Source organism: Thalassotalea sp. PS06 (assembly GCF_007197775.1).
Lineage (GTDB): Bacteria > Pseudomonadota > Gammaproteobacteria > Enterobacterales > Alteromonadaceae > Thalassotalea_A.
Genome location: NZ_CP041638.1, coordinates 716,734 through 738,895 on the forward strand (window position 1 = coordinate 716,734; position 22,162 = coordinate 738,895).

Annotated in this window: 19 protein-coding genes and 1 other RNA gene; 9 read left to right on the forward strand and 11 right to left on the reverse strand. The window is 44.1% G+C overall.

Going from position 1 to position 22,162, the window contains the following annotated elements; all coding sequences use genetic code 11:
* Window positions 1-4 precede the first annotated feature (4 nt).
* The 3 genes from gshB (at window position 5) to ruvX (ending at window position 2,296) form a co-directional block, all read left to right on the forward strand.
* Window positions 5-967 carry a glutathione synthase gene (gene gshB / locus FNC98_RS03105; RefSeq protein WP_143579891.1) on the forward strand — a complete coding sequence of 321 codons (963 nt, stop codon included), beginning with the start codon at window positions 5-7 and terminating at the stop codon, window positions 965-967.
* A 62-nt stretch (window positions 968-1,029) separates the two neighbouring features.
* Window positions 1,030-1,584, forward strand: coding sequence for a YqgE/AlgH family protein (locus FNC98_RS03110; protein WP_143579892.1), 555 nt, complete (start codon window positions 1,030-1,032; stop codon window positions 1,582-1,584).
* A gap of 277 nt (window positions 1,585-1,861) precedes the next feature.
* Window positions 1,862-2,296 carry a Holliday junction resolvase RuvX gene (ruvX, locus tag FNC98_RS03115; RefSeq protein ID WP_221932917.1) on the forward strand — a complete coding sequence of 145 codons (435 nt, stop codon included), beginning with the start codon at window positions 1,862-1,864 and terminating at the stop codon, window positions 2,294-2,296.
* 4 nt (window positions 2,297-2,300) lie between these two features.
* On the opposite strand, the gene FNC98_RS03120 is transcribed toward ruvX, so the two are convergent.
* The 7 genes from FNC98_RS03120 to rpiA form a co-directional block, all read right to left on the reverse strand.
* The gene (locus FNC98_RS03120) at window positions 2,301-4,106 is read right to left on the reverse strand and encodes a GGDEF domain-containing protein (RefSeq protein ID WP_185968044.1); all 1,806 of its coding nucleotides are present in this window, start codon (window positions 4,104-4,106) and stop codon (window positions 2,301-2,303) included.
* Between the two features lie 112 nt (window positions 4,107-4,218).
* The gene (locus FNC98_RS03125; RefSeq protein WP_143579894.1) at window positions 4,219-5,667 is read right to left on the reverse strand and encodes a hypothetical protein; all 1,449 of its coding nucleotides are present in this window, start codon (window positions 5,665-5,667) and stop codon (window positions 4,219-4,221) included.
* A gap of 923 nt (window positions 5,668-6,590) precedes the next feature.
* Window positions 6,591-6,857 carry a hypothetical protein gene (locus FNC98_RS03130; RefSeq protein WP_143579895.1) on the reverse strand — a complete coding sequence of 89 codons (267 nt, stop codon included), beginning with the start codon at window positions 6,855-6,857 and terminating at the stop codon, window positions 6,591-6,593.
* A gap of 429 nt (window positions 6,858-7,286) precedes the next feature.
* Window positions 7,287-8,087, reverse strand: a complete 801-nt coding sequence (locus tag FNC98_RS03135) for an SAM-dependent methyltransferase (RefSeq protein ID WP_185968045.1) — start codon at window positions 8,085-8,087, stop codon at window positions 7,287-7,289.
* A gap of 22 nt (window positions 8,088-8,109) precedes the next feature.
* Window positions 8,110-8,682 (reverse strand): GNAT family N-acetyltransferase, encoded by a 573-nt coding sequence (locus tag FNC98_RS03140; protein WP_143579896.1) that lies wholly within the window; start codon window positions 8,680-8,682, stop codon window positions 8,110-8,112.
* A gap of 331 nt (window positions 8,683-9,013) precedes the next feature.
* Window positions 9,014-10,243: a phosphoglycerate dehydrogenase gene (gene serA, locus FNC98_RS03145; protein WP_143579897.1), complete on the reverse strand. Its 1,230-nt coding sequence runs from the start codon at window positions 10,241-10,243 to the stop codon at window positions 9,014-9,016.
* 150 nt (window positions 10,244-10,393) lie between these two features.
* A complete protein-coding gene (gene rpiA / locus FNC98_RS03150) occupies window positions 10,394-11,050 on the reverse strand; it encodes a ribose-5-phosphate isomerase RpiA (RefSeq protein WP_143579898.1) in 657 nt (218 codons plus the stop codon).
* Window positions 11,051-11,563: 513 nt separating this feature from the next.
* Here rpiA and FNC98_RS03155 point away from each other — a divergent pair.
* Together FNC98_RS03155 and FNC98_RS03160 are read left to right on the forward strand one after the other, a co-directional pair.
* Window positions 11,564-11,950 (forward strand): DUF3718 domain-containing protein, encoded by a 387-nt coding sequence (locus FNC98_RS03155; RefSeq protein WP_143579899.1) that lies wholly within the window; start codon window positions 11,564-11,566, stop codon window positions 11,948-11,950.
* A gap of 51 nt (window positions 11,951-12,001) precedes the next feature.
* Entirely contained in the window at window positions 12,002-12,391 is a 390-nt protein-coding gene (locus FNC98_RS03160; protein ID WP_143579900.1) for a DUF3718 domain-containing protein, read from the forward strand.
* Between the two features lie 92 nt (window positions 12,392-12,483).
* On the opposite strand, the gene FNC98_RS03165 is transcribed toward FNC98_RS03160, so the two are convergent.
* From FNC98_RS03165 to ssrS, 3 genes are all read right to left on the reverse strand, one after another.
* Window positions 12,484-13,047, reverse strand: coding sequence for a 5-formyltetrahydrofolate cyclo-ligase (locus FNC98_RS03165; protein ID WP_143579901.1), 564 nt, complete (start codon window positions 13,045-13,047; stop codon window positions 12,484-12,486).
* 343 nt (window positions 13,048-13,390) lie between these two features.
* Complete coding sequence (locus tag FNC98_RS03170) at window positions 13,391-14,140, reverse strand: TIGR04219 family outer membrane beta-barrel protein (RefSeq protein WP_185968046.1); 750 nt, start codon at window positions 14,138-14,140, stop codon at window positions 13,391-13,393.
* A gap of 536 nt (window positions 14,141-14,676) precedes the next feature.
* Window positions 14,677-14,859: non-coding RNA, 6S RNA (ssrS, locus tag FNC98_RS03175), on the reverse strand.
* Window positions 14,860-15,597: 738 nt separating this feature from the next.
* Between ssrS and FNC98_RS03180 the strand changes: the two genes are divergently transcribed.
* The 4 genes from FNC98_RS03180 (at window position 15,598) to FNC98_RS03195 (ending at window position 20,337) form a co-directional block, all read left to right on the forward strand.
* Window positions 15,598-16,164 carry a UPF0149 family protein gene (locus FNC98_RS03180; RefSeq protein WP_143579903.1) on the forward strand — a complete coding sequence of 189 codons (567 nt, stop codon included), beginning with the start codon at window positions 15,598-15,600 and terminating at the stop codon, window positions 16,162-16,164.
* Between the two features lie 62 nt (window positions 16,165-16,226).
* Complete coding sequence (gene pepP / locus FNC98_RS03185; RefSeq protein ID WP_143579904.1) at window positions 16,227-17,591, forward strand: Xaa-Pro aminopeptidase; 1,365 nt, start codon at window positions 16,227-16,229, stop codon at window positions 17,589-17,591.
* Window positions 17,592-17,632: 41 nt separating this feature from the next.
* Complete coding sequence (gene ubiH / locus FNC98_RS03190; RefSeq protein WP_143579905.1) at window positions 17,633-18,841, forward strand: 2-octaprenyl-6-methoxyphenyl hydroxylase; 1,209 nt, start codon at window positions 17,633-17,635, stop codon at window positions 18,839-18,841.
* 296 nt (window positions 18,842-19,137) lie between these two features.
* Complete coding sequence (locus tag FNC98_RS03195) at window positions 19,138-20,337, forward strand: UbiH/UbiF/VisC/COQ6 family ubiquinone biosynthesis hydroxylase (protein WP_143579906.1); 1,200 nt, start codon at window positions 19,138-19,140, stop codon at window positions 20,335-20,337.
* Between the two features lie 1,074 nt (window positions 20,338-21,411).
* Here FNC98_RS03195 and folE read toward each other — a convergent pair.
* On the reverse strand, window positions 21,412-22,155 hold the full coding sequence (gene folE / locus FNC98_RS03200; protein ID WP_143579907.1) for a GTP cyclohydrolase I FolE: 744 nt from the start codon (window positions 22,153-22,155) through the stop codon (window positions 21,412-21,414).
* Window positions 22,156-22,162: the final 7 nt, after the last annotated feature.

Consider the following 22,162-nt stretch of genomic DNA (forward strand, 5'->3'; position numbering starts at 1 on the left):
TCAGATGACGATTAAACTTGGCGTAGTAATGGATCCGATAACCACGGTGAAAATTGCCAAAGACTCCAGCATGGCGATGATGCTTGAAGCGCAAAAGCGTGGTTACGAACTGCATTATATGGAAATGGATGATCTGTATTTAACACAGGGCGAAGCCAGGGCGACGACCAAAACCCTGACGGTATTTGACGATGCCAACAAATGGTATGAATTTCATAACGAGCAGGATATTGCCCTGAAGGAACTTGATGCCGTTATTATGCGTAAAGATCCGCCGTTTGATACTGAATATATTTATGCAACTTACATTCTTGAACGTGCGGAGATTGAAGGTACTCTGATTGTTAATAAGCCTCAGAGCCTTCGCGATTGTAACGAAAAATTATTTACTGCCTGGTTCCCTGAATTAACAGCGGCAACCCTTGTTACCCGAAAGAGTCAGCAGATCCGAGACTTTCATAAGCAGTATCAAGACGTTATCGTAAAACCTCTTGATGGCATGGGAGGGTCGTCAATTTTCCGAATGAAAAGTGACGAAGCCAATGTTGGTGTAATCATTGAAACTTTAACTGCACATGGTAGCCAGTATGCTATGATCCAAGAGTACATGCCTGAGATTGTGGATGGCGATAAGCGCATTCTAATCGTTAATGGCGAGCCCATGCCGTACTGTCTGGCGCGCATTCCTGCCCAAGGAGAAACCCGAGGTAATTTGGCTGCAGGTGGACGTGGTGAAGCGCGACCATTGTCAGCGAGTGATCGCTTAATTGCCGAAACCATAGCCCCAGAGCTGAAAAAACGTGGTTTGTATTTTGTTGGTCTTGACGTTATTGGTGATAAAGTCACTGAAATCAATGTTACCAGCCCAACCTGTATTCGTGAAATTGAAGCGGCATACCCAATTAATATCAGTGGTAAATTGATGGATGCTATTGAAGAAAACATCAACCAGAATACGCCTCAATAACAACAACAAACGCAAAGCCAGCTAACCGCTGGCTTCCTGGTCCTCAGAATAGGAAGAGTTGCGTGCAAAGTTTAGAAAACCAGTTGTTGATAGCCATGCCTAGTTTAAATGATCCGTACTTTACTAAGACGGTGACCTACATCTGCGAGCATAATGATAACGGCGCGATGGGCCTGGTCATAAATATTCCCGTTCGTATCACCCTTAAAGAATTGTTAAAACAAATCGATACAGAGCACCCGCTACAGGATATCAGTAATCAAAGAGTGTTGGCTGGCGGCCCGGTTTCACCCGACCGTGGCTTTGTATTGCATAGCAGTCAGTCCGGATGGCATTCGTCGATGCCACTGCATGATGACATCATGATCACCACCTCGAAAGATATTCTCCAGTCACTAGGCACTGAAAAAGCACCTGACCAGTTTATAGTTGCCTTAGGGTATGCAGGCTGGTCAGCAGGTCAGTTAGAGCAGGAATTGCAGCAAAACTCCTGGCTGAATACGGATGCCGACAAACAAATTTTGTTTGAAACCCCAATTGAGTTGCGCTGGCAGCGCGCCGCTGAAAAGCTGGGTATCGACCTAGGCCATTTATCCAGCGAAGTGGGGCACGCATAAACTTTCAGTTATCCCCTAACTTGAACAACCCAGGAGGCCGATGAATCATCGGCCTTTTTCGTTCGCCAGCAATCCTATTTGTTAATGACTCATTAGAGTTGTCTGTTTAAGGTTGGTGTCTATTTAAGGTGGGTGTCTGTTTAAGGTGAGTGTCTATTTAAGGTGGGTGTCTGTTTAAGGTGGGTGTCTATTTAAGGTGGGTGTCTCAATAAAAGGCTTTGGCTTGTGAAAAGGGTGGGTTCCTTTTACACTTGCCTTTTTCTTTGGAGATTTAGTTTTGCCCGCATCTATTGGTTCTCGCACTGCCCTTGGTTTTGACTTTGGTACCCGTCATATCGGTATTGCCTATGGGCAGGAGATAACCGGTAGCGCCAGGCCATTAAAAGCGATTAAGGCAAAAGATGGAGTACCCAATTTTGATTTAATCGAAGCTCTTATCAAAGAGTGGCAGCCGGATATTCTTATAATTGGCCTGCCTTTGAATATGGACGGCACCGAGCAACCATTCACTGCTCGCGCCAAGAAGTTTGCCAATCGCTTACACGGCCGTTTTGGCTTGCCGGTAGAAATGCAGGATGAGCGTTTAACCACAGCTGATGCAAAACAAAGCCTGTTTAATCAGGGTGGTTATCGGAATCTGCAAAAAGATAATATTGATTGCCAGTCCGCGGTGGTTATTCTTGAAAGCTGGTTTGAGAGTCAATACAGCTAGTTAACTAAGTACTACTAACTTCGCCAATCCCAGGTGCTTTAGCATCTACTTTCACCGAATTGTCGCTAGCGTCGCTATTGCCATCAACAATCAGCTTATGCCCATCCTTATGACAATCCACTTGCATCCGGGCTTCACAACTTGCCAACAACGAATAGATGGTTTCTTTACGTTCGCTTAAATCGACCAACATGCTGGTGGTGTGATACGGGAAGCGATAGGTAAGGAACATTCTTGGGTTTAACGTATCGATGGTTTTTATAATTTTGCTGTGCAGCAACATTAGCGTATGCATATTGGTATTCGGTAATAGCATGACCAGCATATCGCCCTTATAGCGGCCTATTAATGCACCATGTGGCGCATTGTCTTGAAGAATTTCCGTAGTTCTTTCAATCAACCAATCGGTTAAGGTGTGTCCACTGCGATAGTTAATTTCCGATAACTGATCCAGCTGTAAACACAGTAGCGTGGCGTTATGCTGCTGTTGTTGTAACTCCTGCCACTTTATAGAGAAATGCTTTAATAAATTGGCGCGATGAAAAACCTTGGTTAATGGATCAAGTTGTAATTTATCTAACAACGCGTTGCGAGAGCTGCGAATACCAAACACACTCAGCATCAAACCAGCAATTACGATACCACCCAGAGCGATGTAACCGATACTGATAAGGTTTTGCTGGCTTAGTGCATCAATCTCACGATTAACAATTTTCAGTTGCGAATGCTGTTTTGCCAGGTGATCACTTAGCTCGGTTATCAGCTGCTTATTCTTATCTAGCTCAAATTCTAAGTGTTTGCGCACCGATTCCTGGGCACGTTGTTGTAGGTAATGATTATGCTGGCGCTCAAGTTGATCCGCCATATACACGTATACCTGCTCGGGCGTACCTTTTGATCGTGCCAGTTTTGTGGCAACTTTAGACGCCTCGTAAAGGCCATGATTAACCCTGAACTGGCTCGCATATTCCATAGCTTTAACGCTAAACTCCCAGGCGCGCTCGGTATCACCCGTATGATAAAAACTCACCGCCAAATGGGCATAAAACTCCGCCTTATTCATCGGGTAATTGCCTTTTTCTACTGACGATAAACGAGGTGCCAGGTTGTCGATTACCCAAGCATAATTGCCTTCGCGAACCTGCAGTTCGGCCATATCCGCCATCACCCCTTCAACGATAATCGTCTCGCCAATGTCTTTACAGAAATTCATCGTTGAGTGGTAAAGCACGTCATCTGGAGAAGTTGAATTTAAACCAATTAAGGCACTGAGCTTATGGGAAAACACCAGGCATTGTTGGCGTTCCGTCAGGTGACGATTGGTTAAACGGCCGAGGTACTCCAGAGCTTGTTTATGTGCCCCTAATTGATTATGAAAGTAACCAATCCCCATTAAGGTTTTGGTATAAAGCTCAGGCTCGATTTGCGGATGTGGCAATAAGCCAAGAATATCGTTGAGTTGATCAACCGCGAGCTGATGATCGCGTTGTAAGAGGTGCAAATTCATGATGTAACTCAATGCCTGAAGGCGGATGTTTACATCATCACTTTTTTTTAATTTTTGATAGGCTTCTAAAGAGTCCTGATACTTACCTTCAAGAATCAGACGATAGGCTTGAAGGTGATCATAGTGAGCCTTTTCCTGTTCACTCAGGCTTCGATTTTTTAAGATCTCAAGTAACGTAGCGCTCAGTTCAATGTCGGTGGAGCGTACCTGCGTTGCTTCATCAAGCAGGTCTTTGTTTTGCCATGCACGATAATCCGGCGCAGCATCATGAGCCGATACAGACACTGCAATGAAAAAGCTCATAACCATAACCGGGAGAGGTAAAATCCCCTTTACAACCCTTAAAACTCCTTGGGAAATTGGGCGTCGACTTAATTTCCTTGTCCTGGCCAACAATACGTCTGTAATCTGTTGTTTAGGCATCTTCAGCATCCGCTACCTCCATACATTGATGGTTTCCAGTGCCAGGATGATCCTGCTTAAACAAGGATGCTGACTGGTTATCCCGATAGTTCGGGCTTTCAATAATGGGGTGCGGGCAAAACGCTATATCCTGCTCATTAGCCTTTTTCTTCGCCGTTACCGTGTGCAGGGCGGCAATCAGATCCATCATGATATAGCGGAAACGATGACCACTATTGTCACTATGAGTCACACCAATTTCGACGTTTTCTCTGGCTAGATGCAGGCTTAATCTTTTGTGCAGCGCATTGGCCAATGCCAGGGTCTGCTCTTTGTCGGTATCGCTCAAGAGCAGGGTAAACTTGCTGTAACTGGTTCTGGCCAATAAAAACGATTTTTTCGATTCACGATACTCGCCATCTTTAAATAGGGCAAAGTACAGCATCTTAAGTTTACTGAAAAAATCAGGCGCACAGGGCCAAGGCTCAGGTTGATTTGTACCAAGGGTTTTATTGACCAGTTCGGCTGTGACAGAAACGGTTTCTTGCATCATTAACTGGTTCTGGTATTCCAACAAGCGGTGTTTTGAAAAGTTCGCCTGCTCGCTCGTTTTCGTTTCCGAAGCAGTAGATTCAGGTTGCTTATTTACCGAGAAATTACCTTCACTGCCCGATTCATTAATGGCACGATATTCACCTTGAAGTTCGTTATCCGATACCGGTATCAAAGACTCTTGCGTTGCCGGAATACGAATCACAATGGCACCCACCTTGCTTTGGTGGTTGTGCCATTTGGGAAGGTTTAATTCTGCAAGCGTTACAAAGCTTTCCCGGGATAGGGCACCGCTGACGCTATCTAGCAGCTGTTGCTTCTTCAATGGTCCCAAAATGCGCAAGTAACGTCGCATATAGACGTACAACACCAGTATTATCACGGCGATGGCGAACAATAAAAATTGCACTGCGACACGATTTTGGACGCTATCTTGCAGAGCTAAGTGCGCTTCCTGCTGCTTTTCGTTAGCTTGTAACAAGCTTTGTTTAAGCTCGAGACGTTTGGATTCGTCTAAAAGTTGTGCTAGACGAATTTGCTCTCTAGCTTGAGCTTTAGCGATTTCCTTATTTAGAGTAAATTCGAGATGACGTTGATAATGGTCTAAAAAATATTGCGCCTTTTCGATATTATCTTGACTTTTAAAGTAGTCTGCTAAGACTTTGTAACTGGTAGCCACCCAACGACTGTTATAGTTTTTGGTTTCTAACCTTTCCAACTCTTCAATCAAAAGTTGAGAATGGACCTTAGATTTTTCGTAATCATTCGTTCGCCAATGATACTCTAGTAAGGTTCTCTGATTATCGAGATAATGAAATTGATTACCGACGATAATTGCTTGGTACTGGTCAAGTAGCTTGCCAACTTGTTCAACCATACCATTGTCTAGATAGTATTTTGAAGCTTCCAAAAGTACTGCATTAAACAACAAGTGTTCATTAGCTTCTAAACACCTAAATTCACCTTCGTGAAAGCTTGTGCTTATAGCATTCTTTCGGCCAAATCCTATAGTGTTGATCAATCGATGCATTGATAAAATACAACGATCTCGAGGAGAGAGCCGTACATATTTTACCTGCGACAAAACTTTCGAGGCGAGCGAGAATTCACCAACGTGATTGTAAAAATATCCCAGTGTTAGCAGGCCCTGATTTTTGAGATCGCCCTCTTGAAAACCAGATAACGTTTCTCTCACTTTTTGCTGGTATTCAACTGCTAGCGCGTAATTTTCAGTGATGATACCTACATTTAATAAGTTGTAATGAGCTCTCAACCGCACTTGAACATTGGTATGATTAGACAATTCGCGATGAAGTGAAATTGCTAATTTTGTATCTTTTAGCAATATCGCTCGATGTGCTTTAAAGTACTTTAGTTCTGTATCGTTAATTGGAGTTAGGGAGAGATCTGTCCGAGCTACGAATTCATCGATTAGCTGAACTAAATTAATAAAGCGCGGTAAATATTGGGTACGTATACTTTCGATACCGTCAATTGATATCGATAATTCACGATTAAAGCGAAGCCGTTCGGGTTCAGTTAGAGATGTCTTATTTCTCCAGGATTGAATCCAGATTTCGATATTTGTTAAGTTTTGCTCCGAACTAATTGATTTTTCTTCAAGGTTTACTTTGTTAGCGCTTGTAGCGGCAACAACTTGCAATGAAATGGTGCTAAAGCCAACAACAATACAAGTTAGATAAAGTGAGGGAAATAAAGTTAGAGGCTTAGAAGTAAAGTCGCGCAGTGTCTTATACAAATTTGCTATTGCATAAGTTATCGTTTCATTTTTGTATGTGTAATATGACACGGCGCTGAGTTTTTATTTAATTCTTAAACGGCAACTGCTTGGCTAGGTTGCTGCGGTTCATCTTCATTTTCATCAGGACTATCTTCATCATCTTCGATAATGATGCCACAGACAATTGGGGACAGATTCATTAGAGTTTCGAGCGCATTGGCATCACCTTCTAGAATGGCTTTTTGCGTAACTTCTGAAAGCTCCAAATCTTGCATTTGCTGTTTTAGGTTTTCCAAAGTGTGGTCGGAAAGGTTGGCATCTTCACCTAAACGCTCTAATAACTGGATGACATTTGACATAGGATTTCCCCTTTTTGTTATTGTTAACAAACACTTATGTGTTCCATGTTGATGTTATTGTTGATGTTTTTATGGTGTAAAACGATAACCTTCGTTTTGCCACAAAGACTTATATTCCCACTATCGATTGCAAGTTAAAAGCCCAAATATGTTTTTTTTAACGACTTTGCATATTTCGCTGTGAATGTGGATTAAGTGTTAATCAATACTTCAGAAATTCGCTGATAAATTAGATAGTTATTCAACAACCTTGAAACTATTTTAATTAGAATAATTATCTACATAATCACATTATTTTCAGAATAATCAATGATAATTTTATCCTTGAAAACGTACTGATATAAACTTAAGAAAAAGTACTTTGTTTACAGAAAGTTACAATTGCAAAACTTTTGTACCAGTTTGTAGCAGTTTTTCAATCAAGGTGACTTAACCGCAATTCTGCAGCGAAATTGCATCCAGTTGCGCTAACTTTGCGCGTATTTCCTTATTAGCTTTTAGCTTTGCCGATGGTGGCAATAACATGGTTGTTATTTGCGAGGTTGCCGTTACTGGGAATTCCCCGAGCTTTATCTGAGTAATGCGAGTGGATTCAATGGCAAGGGTCTGGGCTTCATATAAGGTTATTTGGTGATCCAGTGGGTAATATTCACTCAGTACATCGACCAACAATTGTTTATATGGAGTCGAGGTTGTAAATTGATAGTCACTATCGCCGAGAATGCCGACCTGCCAGAGGATCAGGTAGGCGCTGTTATCTACAGGGCGGTGGTTACGAATAAACTGGCTGGCTTCAAAACTGGCACATCCTCGTTGTCCAGGATCAACGCCACAGTCTGCTAATAAACAATCATCGGCGGAAATACCCGGTAGCATTTGTGCTTGATAGCCTTCTTCTCTGGCTTGTTCAATGGCCCAGTGTGGCGGTGAGGCGAATATTCCCGGGTGTCCATAAAAAGCGCCAACGACGTTTTTACCATCTCGCACCGCCTTCAGCATTGCCTCGACCATTTCCTTGTAGGTTTGTTTGCGGGGTTTACCTTTTTGGTAATACTGCTGTAAATCATGGACGTTTGGATTCATTTCACTCAGCCAAAGGCGGGCGAGACTAGAGTTCATCGCGCTAAATACGATATCAGCCTGTTCGATATGCTTGCGGGCGTTCGGGGTTAAATGTGCTCCGAGAGTAATACCCGTTCCCACACAAGTTAAACTGCCTTTTTTATTCATACTACTTCCTTATTGAAAACGATTAAGCTGAAGCTTTTTGATTCTTGCTTTGAGGTGTTGACTGGCATCGAGGTACGATGATCCAGTCGGTTTCTGAAACCTGAATTCGATGAAAAGGCAGGTTCTCCACAAGTTTTTTTGACGCGGTATTATCTGCTTCATATCGGCACAGAATTTCGTCGACCTGCAACGTTGAAAATGCGTGTGTAATCAGGTGATTGAGAATCTCCTGGCCATAACCTGCTCTGTGGTATTTGGCGTGCAAATGAATTCCTGCTTCAACGGCTTTACATTGTTTCGCCCAGATAAGCGCACAAACACCGATAGCATGACTAGAATCTTTTTCGATGATCTTAAATTGCAGTAACTTACCGTGACTATGGTTTCTGCAAATGTACTTAAATAGCTTGCTGATTTTTTCAGGCGACTTTACACCACCGATATGGCGACAAGTGTCCAGGCACAGATACAGGTTATGGTAAAAGCTTCTGTCATCCTTACTCGCGGCATTTAGCGGTTGGAAAATTAATCTGGCACTAGGTGGTGGTGTCAGGCTGATATCCGCATCGATTGTGGGGGCTGATACATCTTCCATATGGATTCAAAAACACGTCATGGATTCAATTACACGTAATGGGTTTAATACTTCGTAATGGATGATTCAGCTTGCTATGAATTGGAAGGGGAGTCAACTGAGCTGTTCGTCATTTCCAGCTACGACTGGAAATTATAGCTTTGTAGTTCGAGCTGCGCCGCAGAGCAGATTTGTTCCCGAAGGCCAGTTTCTCCCCCAGCGGGAAGAACCGTCATTTCCAGCTATGACTGGAAATCATAGCTTTGTTTGTTGGCTTGTCCGAAGAGCAATTTTGGCTGTCCCTGAAAACAAAAAAAGGACCTGCAGGTCCTTTTTGTAGCATTTCTTAAAACTAGTGAATTAATCGGGCGCGGATGGTGCCTTCAATTGCCTTTAATTCTTTCAAGGCGGTGTCACTGTCTTTGGAATCCAGGTCGATAACCACATAACCGATTTTGTCGTCGGTTTGCAGGTACTGTGAAGCGATGTTAATGCCGCGGTCTGCAAACGCCTGGTTGATCTGAGTTAACACACCCGGGCGGTTATGGTGGATATGGAATAAACGGGAACGATCGACGTTTGCTGGTAGCGATACTTCCGGGAAGTTAACTGCAGAAACCGTAGAACCATTGTCTGAGTATTTAATGATTTTGCTGGCAACTTCAATGCCGATGTTTTCCTGAGCTTCCTGAGTACTGCCACCAATATGAGGCGTCAGGATAACGTTATCGAATTCACGAAGCGGTGAGATGAACTCATCGTCGTTCGATTTTGGCTCAACCGGGAATACGTCGATAGCAGCGCCTCCCACCTTTTTGCTTTTCACCGCTGCTGCCAGGGCATCGATATCCACCACAGTACCGCGAGAAGCATTAATGAAAATAACGCCATCTTTCATCTGTGCAAATTGCTCAGTGCTGATCATATCCTGAGTGTCGACGGTTTCTGGTACATGTAATGAAACCACATCGGCACAATTAAGCAGTTCTTTCAGGCTGCGGCACGGGCTGGCATTTCCTAACGGTAATTTAGTTTCGATATCGTAAAACTTTACTCGCATACCTAAGTGCTCAGCGAGAATACCTAGTTGTGTACCGATATGACCGTAACCAATGATACCTAAGGTTTTGCCGCGGGCTTCAACAGAACCCGCTGCCGATTTTAACCATTCGCCACGGTGGGCAAGAGCGCTTTTTTCCGGAACGCCACGAAATAGTAATAACAATTCGCCAATGACCAGCTCAGCAACAGAACGGGTGTTGGAAAATGGCGCGTTGAATACCGGAATACCACGAATTTGCGCGGCCGCTAAATCCACCTGGTTAGTACCAATACAGAAGCAGCCGATCGCCGCCAGTTTTTTCGCATGGCTTAATACGTCGTCCGACAATTGCGTCCGTGAACGAATACCTACAAAGTGCACATTGGCGATCTTTTCTTTCAGCTCTTCGTCTGGCAATGAGCTTTTCAGATATTCAATGTTGCTATAACCGTTGTCTTTTAACGTTTCTACGGCACTTGGGTGCACGCCTTCAAGCAATAAAATACGAATTTTATCTTTGTGCAGCGATTGTCGGGTCATGGGTACTAACTCTGTTAATAATACTGTTTGGATGGCTAGACAGCTAAACTACCATATAGAGTGAAAACTCAAAAGTGTTTTTTACGCTTTCTCTCTATGTTGTCTGAACAAGGCTTGTTAATTGCTGAAAAACTGTTTTATGCAATCACGTTATGCAAATACTTTGGCGCCTTGCTCGGTACCAAGAATCAAGACATCAGCGCCGCGGTCGGCGAAAAGCCCATTGGTAACCACACCGACAATGGCATTGATTTTTGCTTCAAGCTCTACCGGGTTAAGAATTTCCATATTATGAACATCAAGAATGACGTTACCGTTGTCAGTAACCACACCTTCACGGTAAACAGGATCGCCGCCAAGTTTCACCAGTTCGCGGGCAACATAACTGCGTGCCATTGGAATCACTTCGACGGGAAGTGGGAAATTTCCTAAGACCCCAACCTGTTTGCTGGCATCAGCAATACAAACGAATTTTTTCGCAACCGCGGCAACGATTTTTTCACGGGTTAACGCCGCACCACCGCCTTTGATCATATGCATGTGTTCGGTGATCTCATCAGCGCCATCGATATACACGTCAAGAACATCAACGTGGTTTAAATCGAATACGTCAATGCCATGGGCTTTTAGTTTTTCGGTCGATGCTTCTGAGCTAGATACGGCGCCCTCAATGTCATTTTTCATGGTCGCCAGTGCATCGATAAAGAAATTGACCGTAGACCCCGTCCCGACGCCAACAATACTGCCTGGTGTTACATAAGCGAGAGCAGCCTCGGCAGCTGCTTTTTTCATTTCATCTTGAGTCATTTTGTTTCCTTATTCGACGCGATGCCGGGATTATAGCGTGAACGTTTGTGGTTTGTCGCCTTAACGACGGGACAAATTATAAGCACCTATCGAAATAACTTAGACATAACTTAAGGCGATTTGATAGATGAAAAACTGTCTGTCGTAATTATTTCTTCGGGTTGCATTGAGATGCGAGAGAGAGGAATTTGAGGCAATTTCATTGGTTTCTCATAATTTTCAAAAGTATTTTCGTAACTCATTGATTGTCATTGTATTACATATAAATAAATAGGCTAATCCTCAGCTTTTCCTCAGGTTTTTTGGGCGTTAACGCTATTTAATTAGGGGTGTTTTGAGACAAGTACATCGATTTACAAGACAACAACCTGTGGCATTGGCCCGGTGTATCCTAATCGGAAACTTTGAGATTGATGGCAGTTGTCAAAGCCTGAAAGCAAATATCTGATATTTACTGCGAATGGAGAAAAGGGCTTTTGAGGTAAATACGGATTTAGTAGCAAGGAGAGAGTTATGAAAATATTAACGTCAATGGTAACGGCTGGGTTTTTAATTGCATCAGCCAATACTCAGGCTCTGGAGTACCGATTTGTGGCAACTGACAATTCACCAGCAACGCGAGCGTGTGTGTCTGCAGCAAGTGACGACGTAAGCGAATTGAAGAAAACCGTAAATCGTTCATTCAATAGCAATGCAGATTTGATGAGTTTGACTGTTTTATGTAATGACCAGGATATTAATGCGTTTGCCCATGCATATGGTGCGGTTGAAACTGGCAACTATTTGAATCGGGTGGTACCAAGAAAAATGAGAATTGATGACTCAGTAGAAATTATCGATGTCAGTGCTTATGTTCCTAATGTAGAGGGGGGCGTTACTATCTACGTGGCAGGAAAGTAAATTACCCTCATCGTAGGTTAACAAGGTGAAGTATTTACCCAGGAGTTTGTTATGAGAAATGTTATTTCAATGGTCATAGGTGCCGCTCTTGCGCTAGGTTTAGCAACCAGCCAGGCCGCAGAGTATGAGTTTATTGCTGCCGATAATTCCGTGGAAACTAAAACATGTGTTTACGCAGCAGCGGATGATTTACAGGGATTGAAAAAACAAGTGCGACGTTCTTACGATAATAATGTTCGTTATATGAGCCAGCTGCTTAGGTGCAATGACCAGGATATCAATACGTTTGCACACACCTACGGCGCTGAAGGCACTGCAGGTTATTTGAATAATAGGGTATCAGCAGCATACCGGGTTGATGAGTCAATAGAAATCATTGATGTCAGCAAAGCTGATTCAACAAACCAAGGAAAGGTTACTGTTTATGTGATGAGTAAATAGTGCCCGCCTTATTGTAGCCGTTATCTCAACAAACCTAAAAATGTCGTTGCCTTTAACCTGACAGCGGCATTTTTTTAGACCAGCGTTATTGGTCAAACAGCGATGATTTTTTTTAGCGGAATGTCCCAGGGTTGTGGTTTTAAGCTTTCAACTTGCTGACACTTGTGAGCAACGCCGATAGCCTTGTCTTGTAAAGCAGGGTTAGACGCTAAGGTTCTATCGTAATAACCGCCGCCCATCCCTAACCGGTTGCCGTTTATATCAAAACCCACCAAAGGTGTTACCAGTAAATCAATTTGCTGCGTTGGGATGACTTTGCCAACGTCTAATTGCGGTTCCTTTAACTGGTAGCGATTGGTGATCATTGGTGTATTTTTGTCGTATTGCAGAAATAACAAATGCCCCTTGCTAAACGGGTGCAACACCGGCACGCAAACCTGAATATGGCTTTCATCGCACCAGGTAAAAAACGGGGCTAAATCGATTTCCCCATTGGCCGCGATATAGCCTGCAACCCTAGTGATGTTTTTTGTCCGGCAGTATGATTGCAGTGATAAAGAAAGTTGTTCTGCCGCTAGGGATTGCTCTGTTAACGACAGTGCCTTGCGTTTTTGTTTGAGCTCGTTGCGAAGCGAAAAATAATCGAATTCTTTCATCAGGTTAAATAAAAAAGAGCCAGAAACATTCTGACCCTATTATACCAATCACATTAAATTATTGCCCACTCCGTGAGAATTTAAAGGCTTTTAGGCAAGGCTTTGATTGCAGAGAATGGTTATTCCATTTTCAAAATGAGCCAAAATCAGTAATGCAGCACAAACGCCTTTAAAACTCACCCGTAGGGAGTTTACCAGAGGCCCATTTACGGCCCTATATTTCATTAATATAGAATGACTATATCAATAAAATCTATGTTGTAAATGAACCTCTGCCCTAACTCTGAGTTGTGCACAAACTCAGTGTGATTGGTATTATGTTTGAAATGCGTTAGATTGCAATTTAGAAATGGAATTCGATTCCGGCAAAGGCGCCATCAAACTGGGCGTCTACATACATATTGTCTAAATCCTGGATATCAAATTTCATCGTACGGTAACCAAGACGAATATCAAGATCGACAATGATGTTGTCTACAAATGAGTATTTCAAACCGGCCATGGCGTCATAGACATTATGGTCGTCAAAACCAATCCAGGAACCCTCGGCGAATACATCAAGATCAGTACCTAAAATGCCAACTTCAGTGGCCAGGTAAACCATAGGGATAACACCGTTGTAGTCAACGGTCTCTTCGGTGAAAATTGGATTCGGATCGTTGGCACTTACCGAAACTGAGTATTCAGCGTACTTAAAGTTCAGACCGAAATCGATGCTGAAAATTGAATTATCGAATAGCTCGTAATACATGATTACGTCAAGGTGGTCTAATTCCGCATCAACCAGCGTATCGCCGTTATATACTCTGTCGCCGAATGCAAAATCTTCGACATCAGCCATACCCATGGTATCTAATTCATTCTGACGTAGTTTCAGGTTAGGTAGTAAAGGGATTGGATGTTCTAATGCTGCCCAGTAACTGGACTTTTTATCATCCTCCAATTCAAAGGCTTGTAATTGCTCGGAGCTTCCAAAGCTACCTTCTGCTTCCATATCCCAAACCTGACCACCAATGTAAACACCGGCGATAGTATCGGCCTGGGCGAAAAACGAACTGAGGGCTAACGTTGTTGCTAAGGCGAGTTTTTTCATGACTTTACTTCTTTTGGTTATTGTTATCTTTATCAAGATAGGACTACAGCCACACATTAACTCAATTTGAAAAAAAAATGTAGAGGAGATGTAAAAAAAGCGTAGAGAAGTTATGGAGGTGACCACGGTGTATACGGTGTCAGCTTGAAATGAAAAGCTTTCAAGCGGTGTCAACGAAGAGCCTTGGTTTTTGTCACCGAAGCGAATAGGGCAAGCAACGCCTGGCAATTTCGCGTAACTCGTCACCTTTTCGAAATCTAGGATTTTGAAAATGACACCAGACACTAGGTTTGATTCATTAGGTGACTCGGGTGTCTACGGTGTCAGCTTGAAATGAAAAGCTTTCAAGCGGTGTCAACGAAACGCCTTGGTTTTTGTCACCGAAGCGAATAGGGCAAGTAACGCCTGGCAATTTCGCGTAACTCGTTACCTTTTCGAAATCTAGGATTTTGAAAATGACACCAGACACCGTTTTCTGGTGTCTGTCACCGAAACGAATATAGAAAACAATGTAAAATACATTCGTTTGAAAAGAAGGGTTCCCCGAAATGCCGGCACCAACGTCAGCCCTTGAACAACCGTGTGTTCAAGGCGGAGGTTGCGCGCTTGCCTTAGGCTTCCCGGTACGAGCCGGGCTTGCTCAATAGCAACCGATAAACCCCCTTAAGTAGAAATTATCGGCTCAGGGACATAGTTGATATCAAACATCCCAGGGAACAATACATCTAAGTATACAAAACATCGAACAGGATGGCCTGTATAAATTTGTAGTCAAGGGTGAAAAATCGTGGTGAGAGGTGAATAAATGTAGCGAGCATATCATAGTGTATTGGTGTTCCTTGTATGTAATTAAACCACATACAATCGACAAAAAATGTACTCTCACCACGAGCAGGAAATGTCTTGCTTTATCAGCAAAAACAGCCCCTTCGACAGATCGGGTGCACTTTAACGCAGAGCGTTGTTCGACGCAATACGATTTTTACATTGCAACGAAAAAGATCGTAATAAAACATAACTTAAAAGGATAACGGAGAAAAATTGCTATGCCAATCCTGTTAAATTGGGAGTAACTCAGAATGTCAGCCGAGGGTTTTATGGCAGGGATGCTTGTATATTACGGCCGTCTGGAGCCGGGAGAAGTGTGTACAAGGCCTCGATATTTAGGCATGGTCATTCCATTTTAAATAGCGAGTACGCATGATAAAGGCGTCTCGGGTATTCCCTTATGGGAAATGGCAATGTGCTCCTGTATTGTCACCTTACCCTGCTTTCCTCTACGCAGATATGAATATACGACCGATCCAATTTAGCGTTTCGAAGTTTGCTGAATGATCAGTAATTAATGTGGATTGGCATAAATATTCTATTCTTAATAATGATTATTTTAGGGGAAACTGGTTTAGGTTTTACTGCAGTGGTAGGATACCTTTATTCCACATATTTAATGACGTGCCATGACATTAACTAAGCAAATTACATTTACTCAACTCCAGGCTTTTTTAGGCGGCGAAAACCTGCAAACCCATGCTTCGGAAATACACGGTTTCCTAACCGGTATTTTATGCGCAGGACACTCTCATGAAAACAGCGATTACATGCCACTTCTTGAAGATTTTTTTAACAATGGGGAGCACCTGTCAAAAGCTACTGAACGGCAGATGACGGTGCTGTTCGGTGAAATCGTACAATCGATTATTGATGAAAATTTCAGTTTCCAACTTTTATTGCCGGACGATGAAGAATCCATTATTGAACGTGGCCAGGCAATCAGCTTATGGGTACAGGGGTTTAATCTTGGATTTGGCTTAAAGCAAAAACAAAGCAGCAGCTATTCGGAAGATGTGCAGGAAATCATCCGTGACTTTGCTGACATCGCCAATTTGTCCAACGACCTTGAAGAAGACGAAGAAACCGAAGAAGCCTATTTTGAAATTCTTGAGTATGTTCGTATTTCATCTCTATTGTGTTTCGCTGAACTGGGAGACAAACCTGCTACCGAAACGCCAAAAATTCTGCATTAATTCCTTCTAACTCCCAGGGCTTGAAATTGTTATCAGGTTCTGCACCAGAAATCATAACGCTTATGAACAAAACTCACATCGATTTGACCGAATATCAACAACGTCGAAACCGTTTGCTAGCGCAAATGCCTGCAAATTCAGTGGCACTCATTCCCGCTGCCAAAGAAGTTACCCGTTCCCGGGATACCGAATTTTTATTCTGCCAGGATAAAGACTTTTTCTACCTAAGTGGCTTTCATGAGCCAGACGCCTTATTGGTATTGGTAAAAGGCGACGCTTCTGATACCGCAGAACAGGTTGCGGCCAATGTCGACGTGAACGAAAGTATTTTATTCTGCCGCGATAAAGATCCGCAGGCGGAAGTCTGGCAAGGTCGTCGCGTCGGCCCGGAAGCTGCACAAGACGAATATGGGTTGCAACACACATACGGATTATCAGAACTGGAACAGGTTCTGCCAATGTATATCAATGCTCAACAGTCGCTGTTCTTTGCCCAAGGCCAGGATAAGACCTTTGATGAGATGATTTTTGCGATTCTCGATATCCTCAGAAATGGCGTCAAACAAGGCTTTTCTGCGCCCGCTAGTTTGCACGATATTCGTCCGATGCTTGCTGAGATGCGTCTGATCAAATCAGATGCTGAGTTAGACATTATGCGCAGCGCCAATGAAATTTCTGGCAATGCCCATCAGCGAGCGATGAAATTTACCAAACCGGGTAAATTTGAATATCAGGTGGAAGCGGAAATTCTCCACGAATTTGCCAGCAATGGCGCCCGAACAGCCGCTTATGGCTCGATTGTCGGTGGCGGCGAAAATGCCACAATCCTGCATTACACGGATAACCAGGATGTATTGCTTGATGGTGAGTTACTATTGATTGACGCCGGCGCTGAGCTTTGTGGCTATGCCGCCGATATCACTCGTACGTTCCCAGTAAATGGCAAGTTCAGTGATGAACAGGCAGCGCTTTATAATCTGGTATTGGAATCCCAGTTAGCTGCTATCGCCACCATTAAACCGGGCAGTAATTTTGCCATTGCTAACGATGCCGCCAATGAGGTGTTGACCAGAGGTTTGCATCAGCTTGGTATCTTATCCGGTGATATTGATGAGTTGGTTGCCGAAAATGCCTGTAAGCAGTATTTCATTCATGGGCTTGGCCACTGGCTGGGGCTGGATGTGCATGATGTTGGCGATTATCAGATGGATGAAAACCGTCGCCAGTTACGTAGCTTTGAACCGGGTATGGTTATGACCATTGAACCGGGCTTATATATCGATGCAGAAGCCGATGTTGAAGAGCGCTGGAAAGGTATCGGGATTCGTATTGAAGATAATATTCTGGTAACGGCAAATGGCCATGAGAATCTGACGGTAAATGCACCAAAAACGATTGCCGAAATTGAATCGCTAATGGCTGGTTAAGCGCTCATTTTATGCGCCTAACGGACAGGTAAACCGACAAGATGACAAACACTAAGACACATTACGACATCATTATTTCCGGCGGCGGATTGACCGGCGCGGCGATGGCGCTGTCGTTGTTTTCAAAGTCTTGCAAACCGCTTCGTATCGCCATTGTTGACTCTGCGGATAAACAACAGGCTAGCGGCGGCTTTGATGAGCGGGTCATCGCCCTGTCTTATGGAAGCGCTGAATATTTGCAGCAACTTGGCGCATGGACCAACCTTAAAAACGATGCTTGTGCGATCAAAAATATCCATGTTTCTGACCGCAGTTATTATGGTAAAGCGCGAATTGACAGTCAGGATTACCAACTCGATGCGTTGGGGTATGTGGCGCCGCTACAATCGATTGCCAGCAGTCTTTATGCGCAGTTGCAGGTGTCTGTGAGCAAAGATTCGGTTATCGACGAATACTTCGCCAATGGTATTGAAAGCATTGACTGGCAGCGCAATCAGGTGAATGTTGAATTACAACAGGGGCTGCAGCTTTCTGCCGAGCTATTACTTGCCTGCGATGGCGGCCACTCGAAATGTCGGCAATTAGCAAAGATAGACACGCAAAGCAAAGACTATGGTCAGGTGGCGATTGTCGCAAACGTAAAAACCGCGTTGCCGCATCAACATAAAGCATTTGAACGCTTCAGTGAAACCGGGCCGATAGCTATGCTGCCGATGACCGACAACCGTTGTTCGCTGGTCTGGACCTTATCGCCACAGCAGGCGCAAGATCATATGGCGTTAACCGATGAAGAGTTCGCCGACACTTTACAAGCCGCTTTTGGTGATTGGTTGGGACCATTTACGAAAATCGGCAAACGCCAGAGTTTTGGGCTAAAACTGGTTCATGCTAAGCAAATCACTCAACATCGTATGGCCTTATTGGGCAACGCCTGCCATACCTTGCACCCCATTGCCGGGCAGGGTTTTAATCTATCGATTCGCGATGTTGCTTGTATGTCATCACTGGTGAGTCAGGCGTTAAAAAATGGCGAAGACTTGGGTGAGTTCGCACTGTTAAATGCCTACCAACAACAGCGAATGAGTGATCAAAAGGCCATCATTCAATTAACCGACGCTTTGGTACACTGTTTTTCTAATCACTATCTGCCGCTGGTTATTGGTCGAAATATTGGCCTCAAAGCATTAAATTATATGGCTGGGATAAAAGCATCCCTTGCCAATACGACGATGGGGCATATTGGAAGCTAATACCAATCACACTAAGTTTGTGCACAATTCAGAGTTAGGGCAGAGGTTCAGTTACAACATAGATTTTATTGATATAGTCATCCTATATTAATGAAATATAGGGCCGTAAATGGGCCTCTGATAAACTCCCTACGGGTGAGTTTTAAAGGCGTTTATACTGCGTTACTGATTTTGGTTAATTTTGAAAATGGAACGACCATTCTCTGCAATCAAAGCCTTGCTTAAAAGCCTTTAATTTCTCACTGAGTGGGCAATAATTTAATGTGATTGGTATATATAGGACGTTTCGTTAATCGATGAAAAGATATGATATTGCAATTGTAGGTGGTGGCATTGTCGGGCTGGCAGCAGCGCTGGCAATATGCGGCCGTACCCGATTGCAGGTGGTAGTGATTGAACCACAACCTTTGCCGGAAAAGAGCGAAACCCCGAAGCTTCGGGTTAGCGCCATTAATGCCGCAAGTCAGGAATTTTTTGGCGAACTTGGTGTTTGGCAAGCAATGCAACAGCAACGCCTGCAAGGTTATCAGCAGATGCATGTCTGGGATAAAGATGGACCTGGTTTGCTGACCTTTGCAGAAGATGGTAATACCGAAGATCTTGGCTGGATCATTGAAAATGATGTGGTGCGCCGGGCGTTATATGAAAGAGCCGAGCAGCAATCTGGCATCGATATTATCACCCAGCCGCTCAGTAATATCGCCGTTGGTGACAGTGAAGTGTTTTTAAGCTTTGAGCAGCAGGTTCCGGTTCTGGCAAGGCTGGTCATTGCCGCAGATGGCGGCAACTCCTGGGTGCGTCGGCAATTAAAGTTACCGATGACCTTTCGTGATTACGATCATCAAGCCCTGGTCGCGACCGTTAACGTAGAAAAACACCATGACAATACTGCCTGGCAGGTGTTTTTAGATTCAGGCCCACTGGCACTGTTGCCGCTTTATGATCCCGCATTATGTTCCATTGTCTGGTCGGCACCGCCCGAGAAGGTTGAATACTTAAAAGCACTTAGCGAAACCGAATTTAATAAAGCCATTACCGGAGTGACCGATGGCAAGCTGGGGTTAGTAACCTTGCAATCGGAGCGGTTAAGCTTTCCTTTGAAAATGCAATTAGTCGATAACTTTGTGCAGCAAAAAGTCGTTCTGATTGGCGATGCGGCGCATACCATTCATCCGCTGGCAGGGCAGGGGGTAAATCTTGGCCTTCAGGACGCCAAAGCCTTAGCTAAAACTTTAGAGATGGTGTTTTCTACCCAAAACCCCGAGCAGGTGTTTTCACAAGCGAAAAGCCAGAGTCTGCTGAATAAAAAACTTGGCGAATTTTCCCGTTTTCGCAAAGCTGAAGCAACACAAATGGTCGTTGCCATGGCGTCAATTAAGCAGGGGTTTGCGGTGCAACAAAAGCTCCCTAAGTTTATTCGCGGCCTGGGCATGCGCGCTTTGAATAACCTGCCGCTGTTAAAACAACAGTTGGTGAAAAAAGCGATGGGGAAATAGTTAAGTGGCGATGCTTACGCATCGCCACTGTTATAAGAGGTAAGCTTCGCTGGTGGAGAAAATACTTCCTAGCGTCGTATTTTAGGTGGAGTCTGACGATGTTTAGAACCACCTTCAAACCACAGCTACTGTTTAAGAGGTAAGCTTCGCTGGTGGAGAAAATACTTCCTAGCGTCGTATTTTAGGTGGAGTCTGACGATGTTTAGAACCACCTTCAAACCACAGCTACTGTTTAAGAGGTAAGCTTCGCTGGTTGAGAAAATACTTCCTAGCGTCGTATTTTGGGTGGAGTCTGACGATGTTTAGAACCACCTTCAAACCACAGCTACTGTTTAAGAGGTAAGCGTCGCTGGTGGAGAAAATACTTCCTAGCGTCGTATTTTAGGTGGAGTCTGACGATGTTTAGAACCACCTTCAAACCTCAGCTACTGTTTAAGAGGTAAGCGTCGCTGGTGGAGAAAATACTCCCGAGCGTCGTATTTTGGGTGGAGTCTGACGATGTTTAGAACCACCTTCAAACCACAGCTACTGTTTAAGAGGTAAGCGTCGCTGGTGGAGAAAATACTTCCTAGCGTCGTATTTTAGGTGGAGTCTGACGATGTTTAGAACCACCTTCAAACCTCAGCTACTGTTTAAGAGGTAAGCGTCGCTGGTGGAGAAAATACTTCCTAGCGTCGTATTTTGGGTGGATTCTGACGATGTTTAGAAACTTCCTTTGAAGCGCCGCTTCAAATCCACCCTCGAATCACTAATGATTCGACTCCACCTTTGACGGTTTACGTCAACTCCACCTTCTAATCACTTCAACGTCAATCCGGTCCCTTACCCTAGAGCGTCATTCCGGTCCCCGAACCGGAATCTATGTTTCCAGTATGAGATACCGGACGACTCCGGTATGACGATGTCAGGTTTCAGCGTCATTCGGTCTTCGAACCCAAGCGCGTCATTCCGGTGTGACGAAGTTAGAGTTTAACGTCATTCCGGTCTCCGAACCGGAATCTAAGTGCCGACATTGCAATACCAAAAAGCCCGTCAGTGACGGGCCTTGGATATTAGCTGTGGACGTCGTAAAAGTTAAGAGCTTAAAAACTCCGCGCGAGAAGCGGGGTTTGATTTGAAGCAGCCACCAAGTGAGGTAGTTGTTGTGCTAGAGGTGCTATCCATAACGCCGCGAGATTTTACGCAGTAATGCACAGCGCTAATGGTTACCGCAACATGTTCCGTATCAAGCAGGGTTTGTAACGCCACCAGAATCTGCTGGGTTAAACGCTCCTGAACCTGCGGGCGCTGTGAGAAAAAGCGAACAATACGGTTAATCTTCGATAAACCTATGATGGTTTTGTTGGGGATGTACGCTACCTTCGCAAACCCATCGATGGTCACAAAGTGGTGCTCGCAGGTACTGGTGACATTAATATCACTAACAGCAATCATTTCATCGTTGCCCATCTTGTTTTCAATCAGGGTGATTTTCGGGAAATTACTGTAATTAAGGCCCGAGAAGATTTCTTTGAGGTACATTTTGGCAATGCGTTTCGGTGTTTCCTGCAAGCTGTCATCGCGGCGATCAAGGCCAAGAATGTCGAGTACTTCAACAAATGCTGATTCGAGTCTGACCAGCTTTTCTTCATCAGTTAATTGAAAGGCTTTACTGCTTTCGCTCGGTACCGAAACTGGTGTTTCAATTCCTGTCTCAAGCAGTGCTTTGCGAACCCTGGCGGCCTCAGCGCTGATGTTCTCACCGATGCCAGAGCCGGCAGCGTTTTCATCATGCTTCGAAACAACCGAAAGGGGCTTTTTCAACGAACCTGATTTCATACTTATC

Coding starts and splice junctions, on each gene's coding strand:
- gshB (WP_143579891.1), top strand. CDS start 5: ATGACGATTAAACTTGGCGTAGTAATGGATCCGATAACCACGGTGAAA.
- FNC98_RS03120 (WP_185968044.1), bottom strand. CDS start 4,106: ATGAGCTTTTTCATTGCAGTGTCTGTATCGGCTCATGATGCTGCGCCG.
- FNC98_RS03130 (WP_143579895.1), bottom strand. CDS start 6,857: ATGTCAAATGTCATCCAGTTATTAGAGCGTTTAGGTGAAGATGCCAAC.
- FNC98_RS03135 (WP_185968045.1), bottom strand. CDS start 8,087: ATGAATAAAAAAGGCAGTTTAACTTGTGTGGGAACGGGTATTACTCTC.
- FNC98_RS03140 (WP_143579896.1), bottom strand. CDS start 8,682: ATGGAAGATGTATCAGCCCCCACAATCGATGCGGATATCAGCCTGACA.
- serA (WP_143579897.1), bottom strand. CDS start 10,243: ATGACCCGACAATCGCTGCACAAAGATAAAATTCGTATTTTATTGCTT.
- rpiA (WP_143579898.1), bottom strand. CDS start 11,050: ATGACTCAAGATGAAATGAAAAAAGCAGCTGCCGAGGCTGCTCTCGCT.
- FNC98_RS03155 (WP_143579899.1), top strand. CDS start 11,564: ATGAAAATATTAACGTCAATGGTAACGGCTGGGTTTTTAATTGCATCA.
- FNC98_RS03160 (WP_143579900.1), top strand. CDS start 12,002: ATGAGAAATGTTATTTCAATGGTCATAGGTGCCGCTCTTGCGCTAGGT.
- FNC98_RS03165 (WP_143579901.1), bottom strand. CDS start 13,047: ATGAAAGAATTCGATTATTTTTCGCTTCGCAACGAGCTCAAACAAAAA.
- FNC98_RS03170 (WP_185968046.1), bottom strand. CDS start 14,140: ATGAAAAAACTCGCCTTAGCAACAACGTTAGCCCTCAGTTCGTTTTTC.
- FNC98_RS03180 (WP_143579903.1), top strand. CDS start 15,598: ATGACATTAACTAAGCAAATTACATTTACTCAACTCCAGGCTTTTTTA.
- pepP (WP_143579904.1), top strand. CDS start 16,227: ATGAACAAAACTCACATCGATTTGACCGAATATCAACAACGTCGAAAC.
- ubiH (WP_143579905.1), top strand. CDS start 17,633: ATGACAAACACTAAGACACATTACGACATCATTATTTCCGGCGGCGGA.
- FNC98_RS03195 (WP_143579906.1), top strand. CDS start 19,138: ATGAAAAGATATGATATTGCAATTGTAGGTGGTGGCATTGTCGGGCTG.
- folE (WP_143579907.1), bottom strand. CDS start 22,155: ATGAAATCAGGTTCGTTGAAAAAGCCCCTTTCGGTTGTTTCGAAGCAT.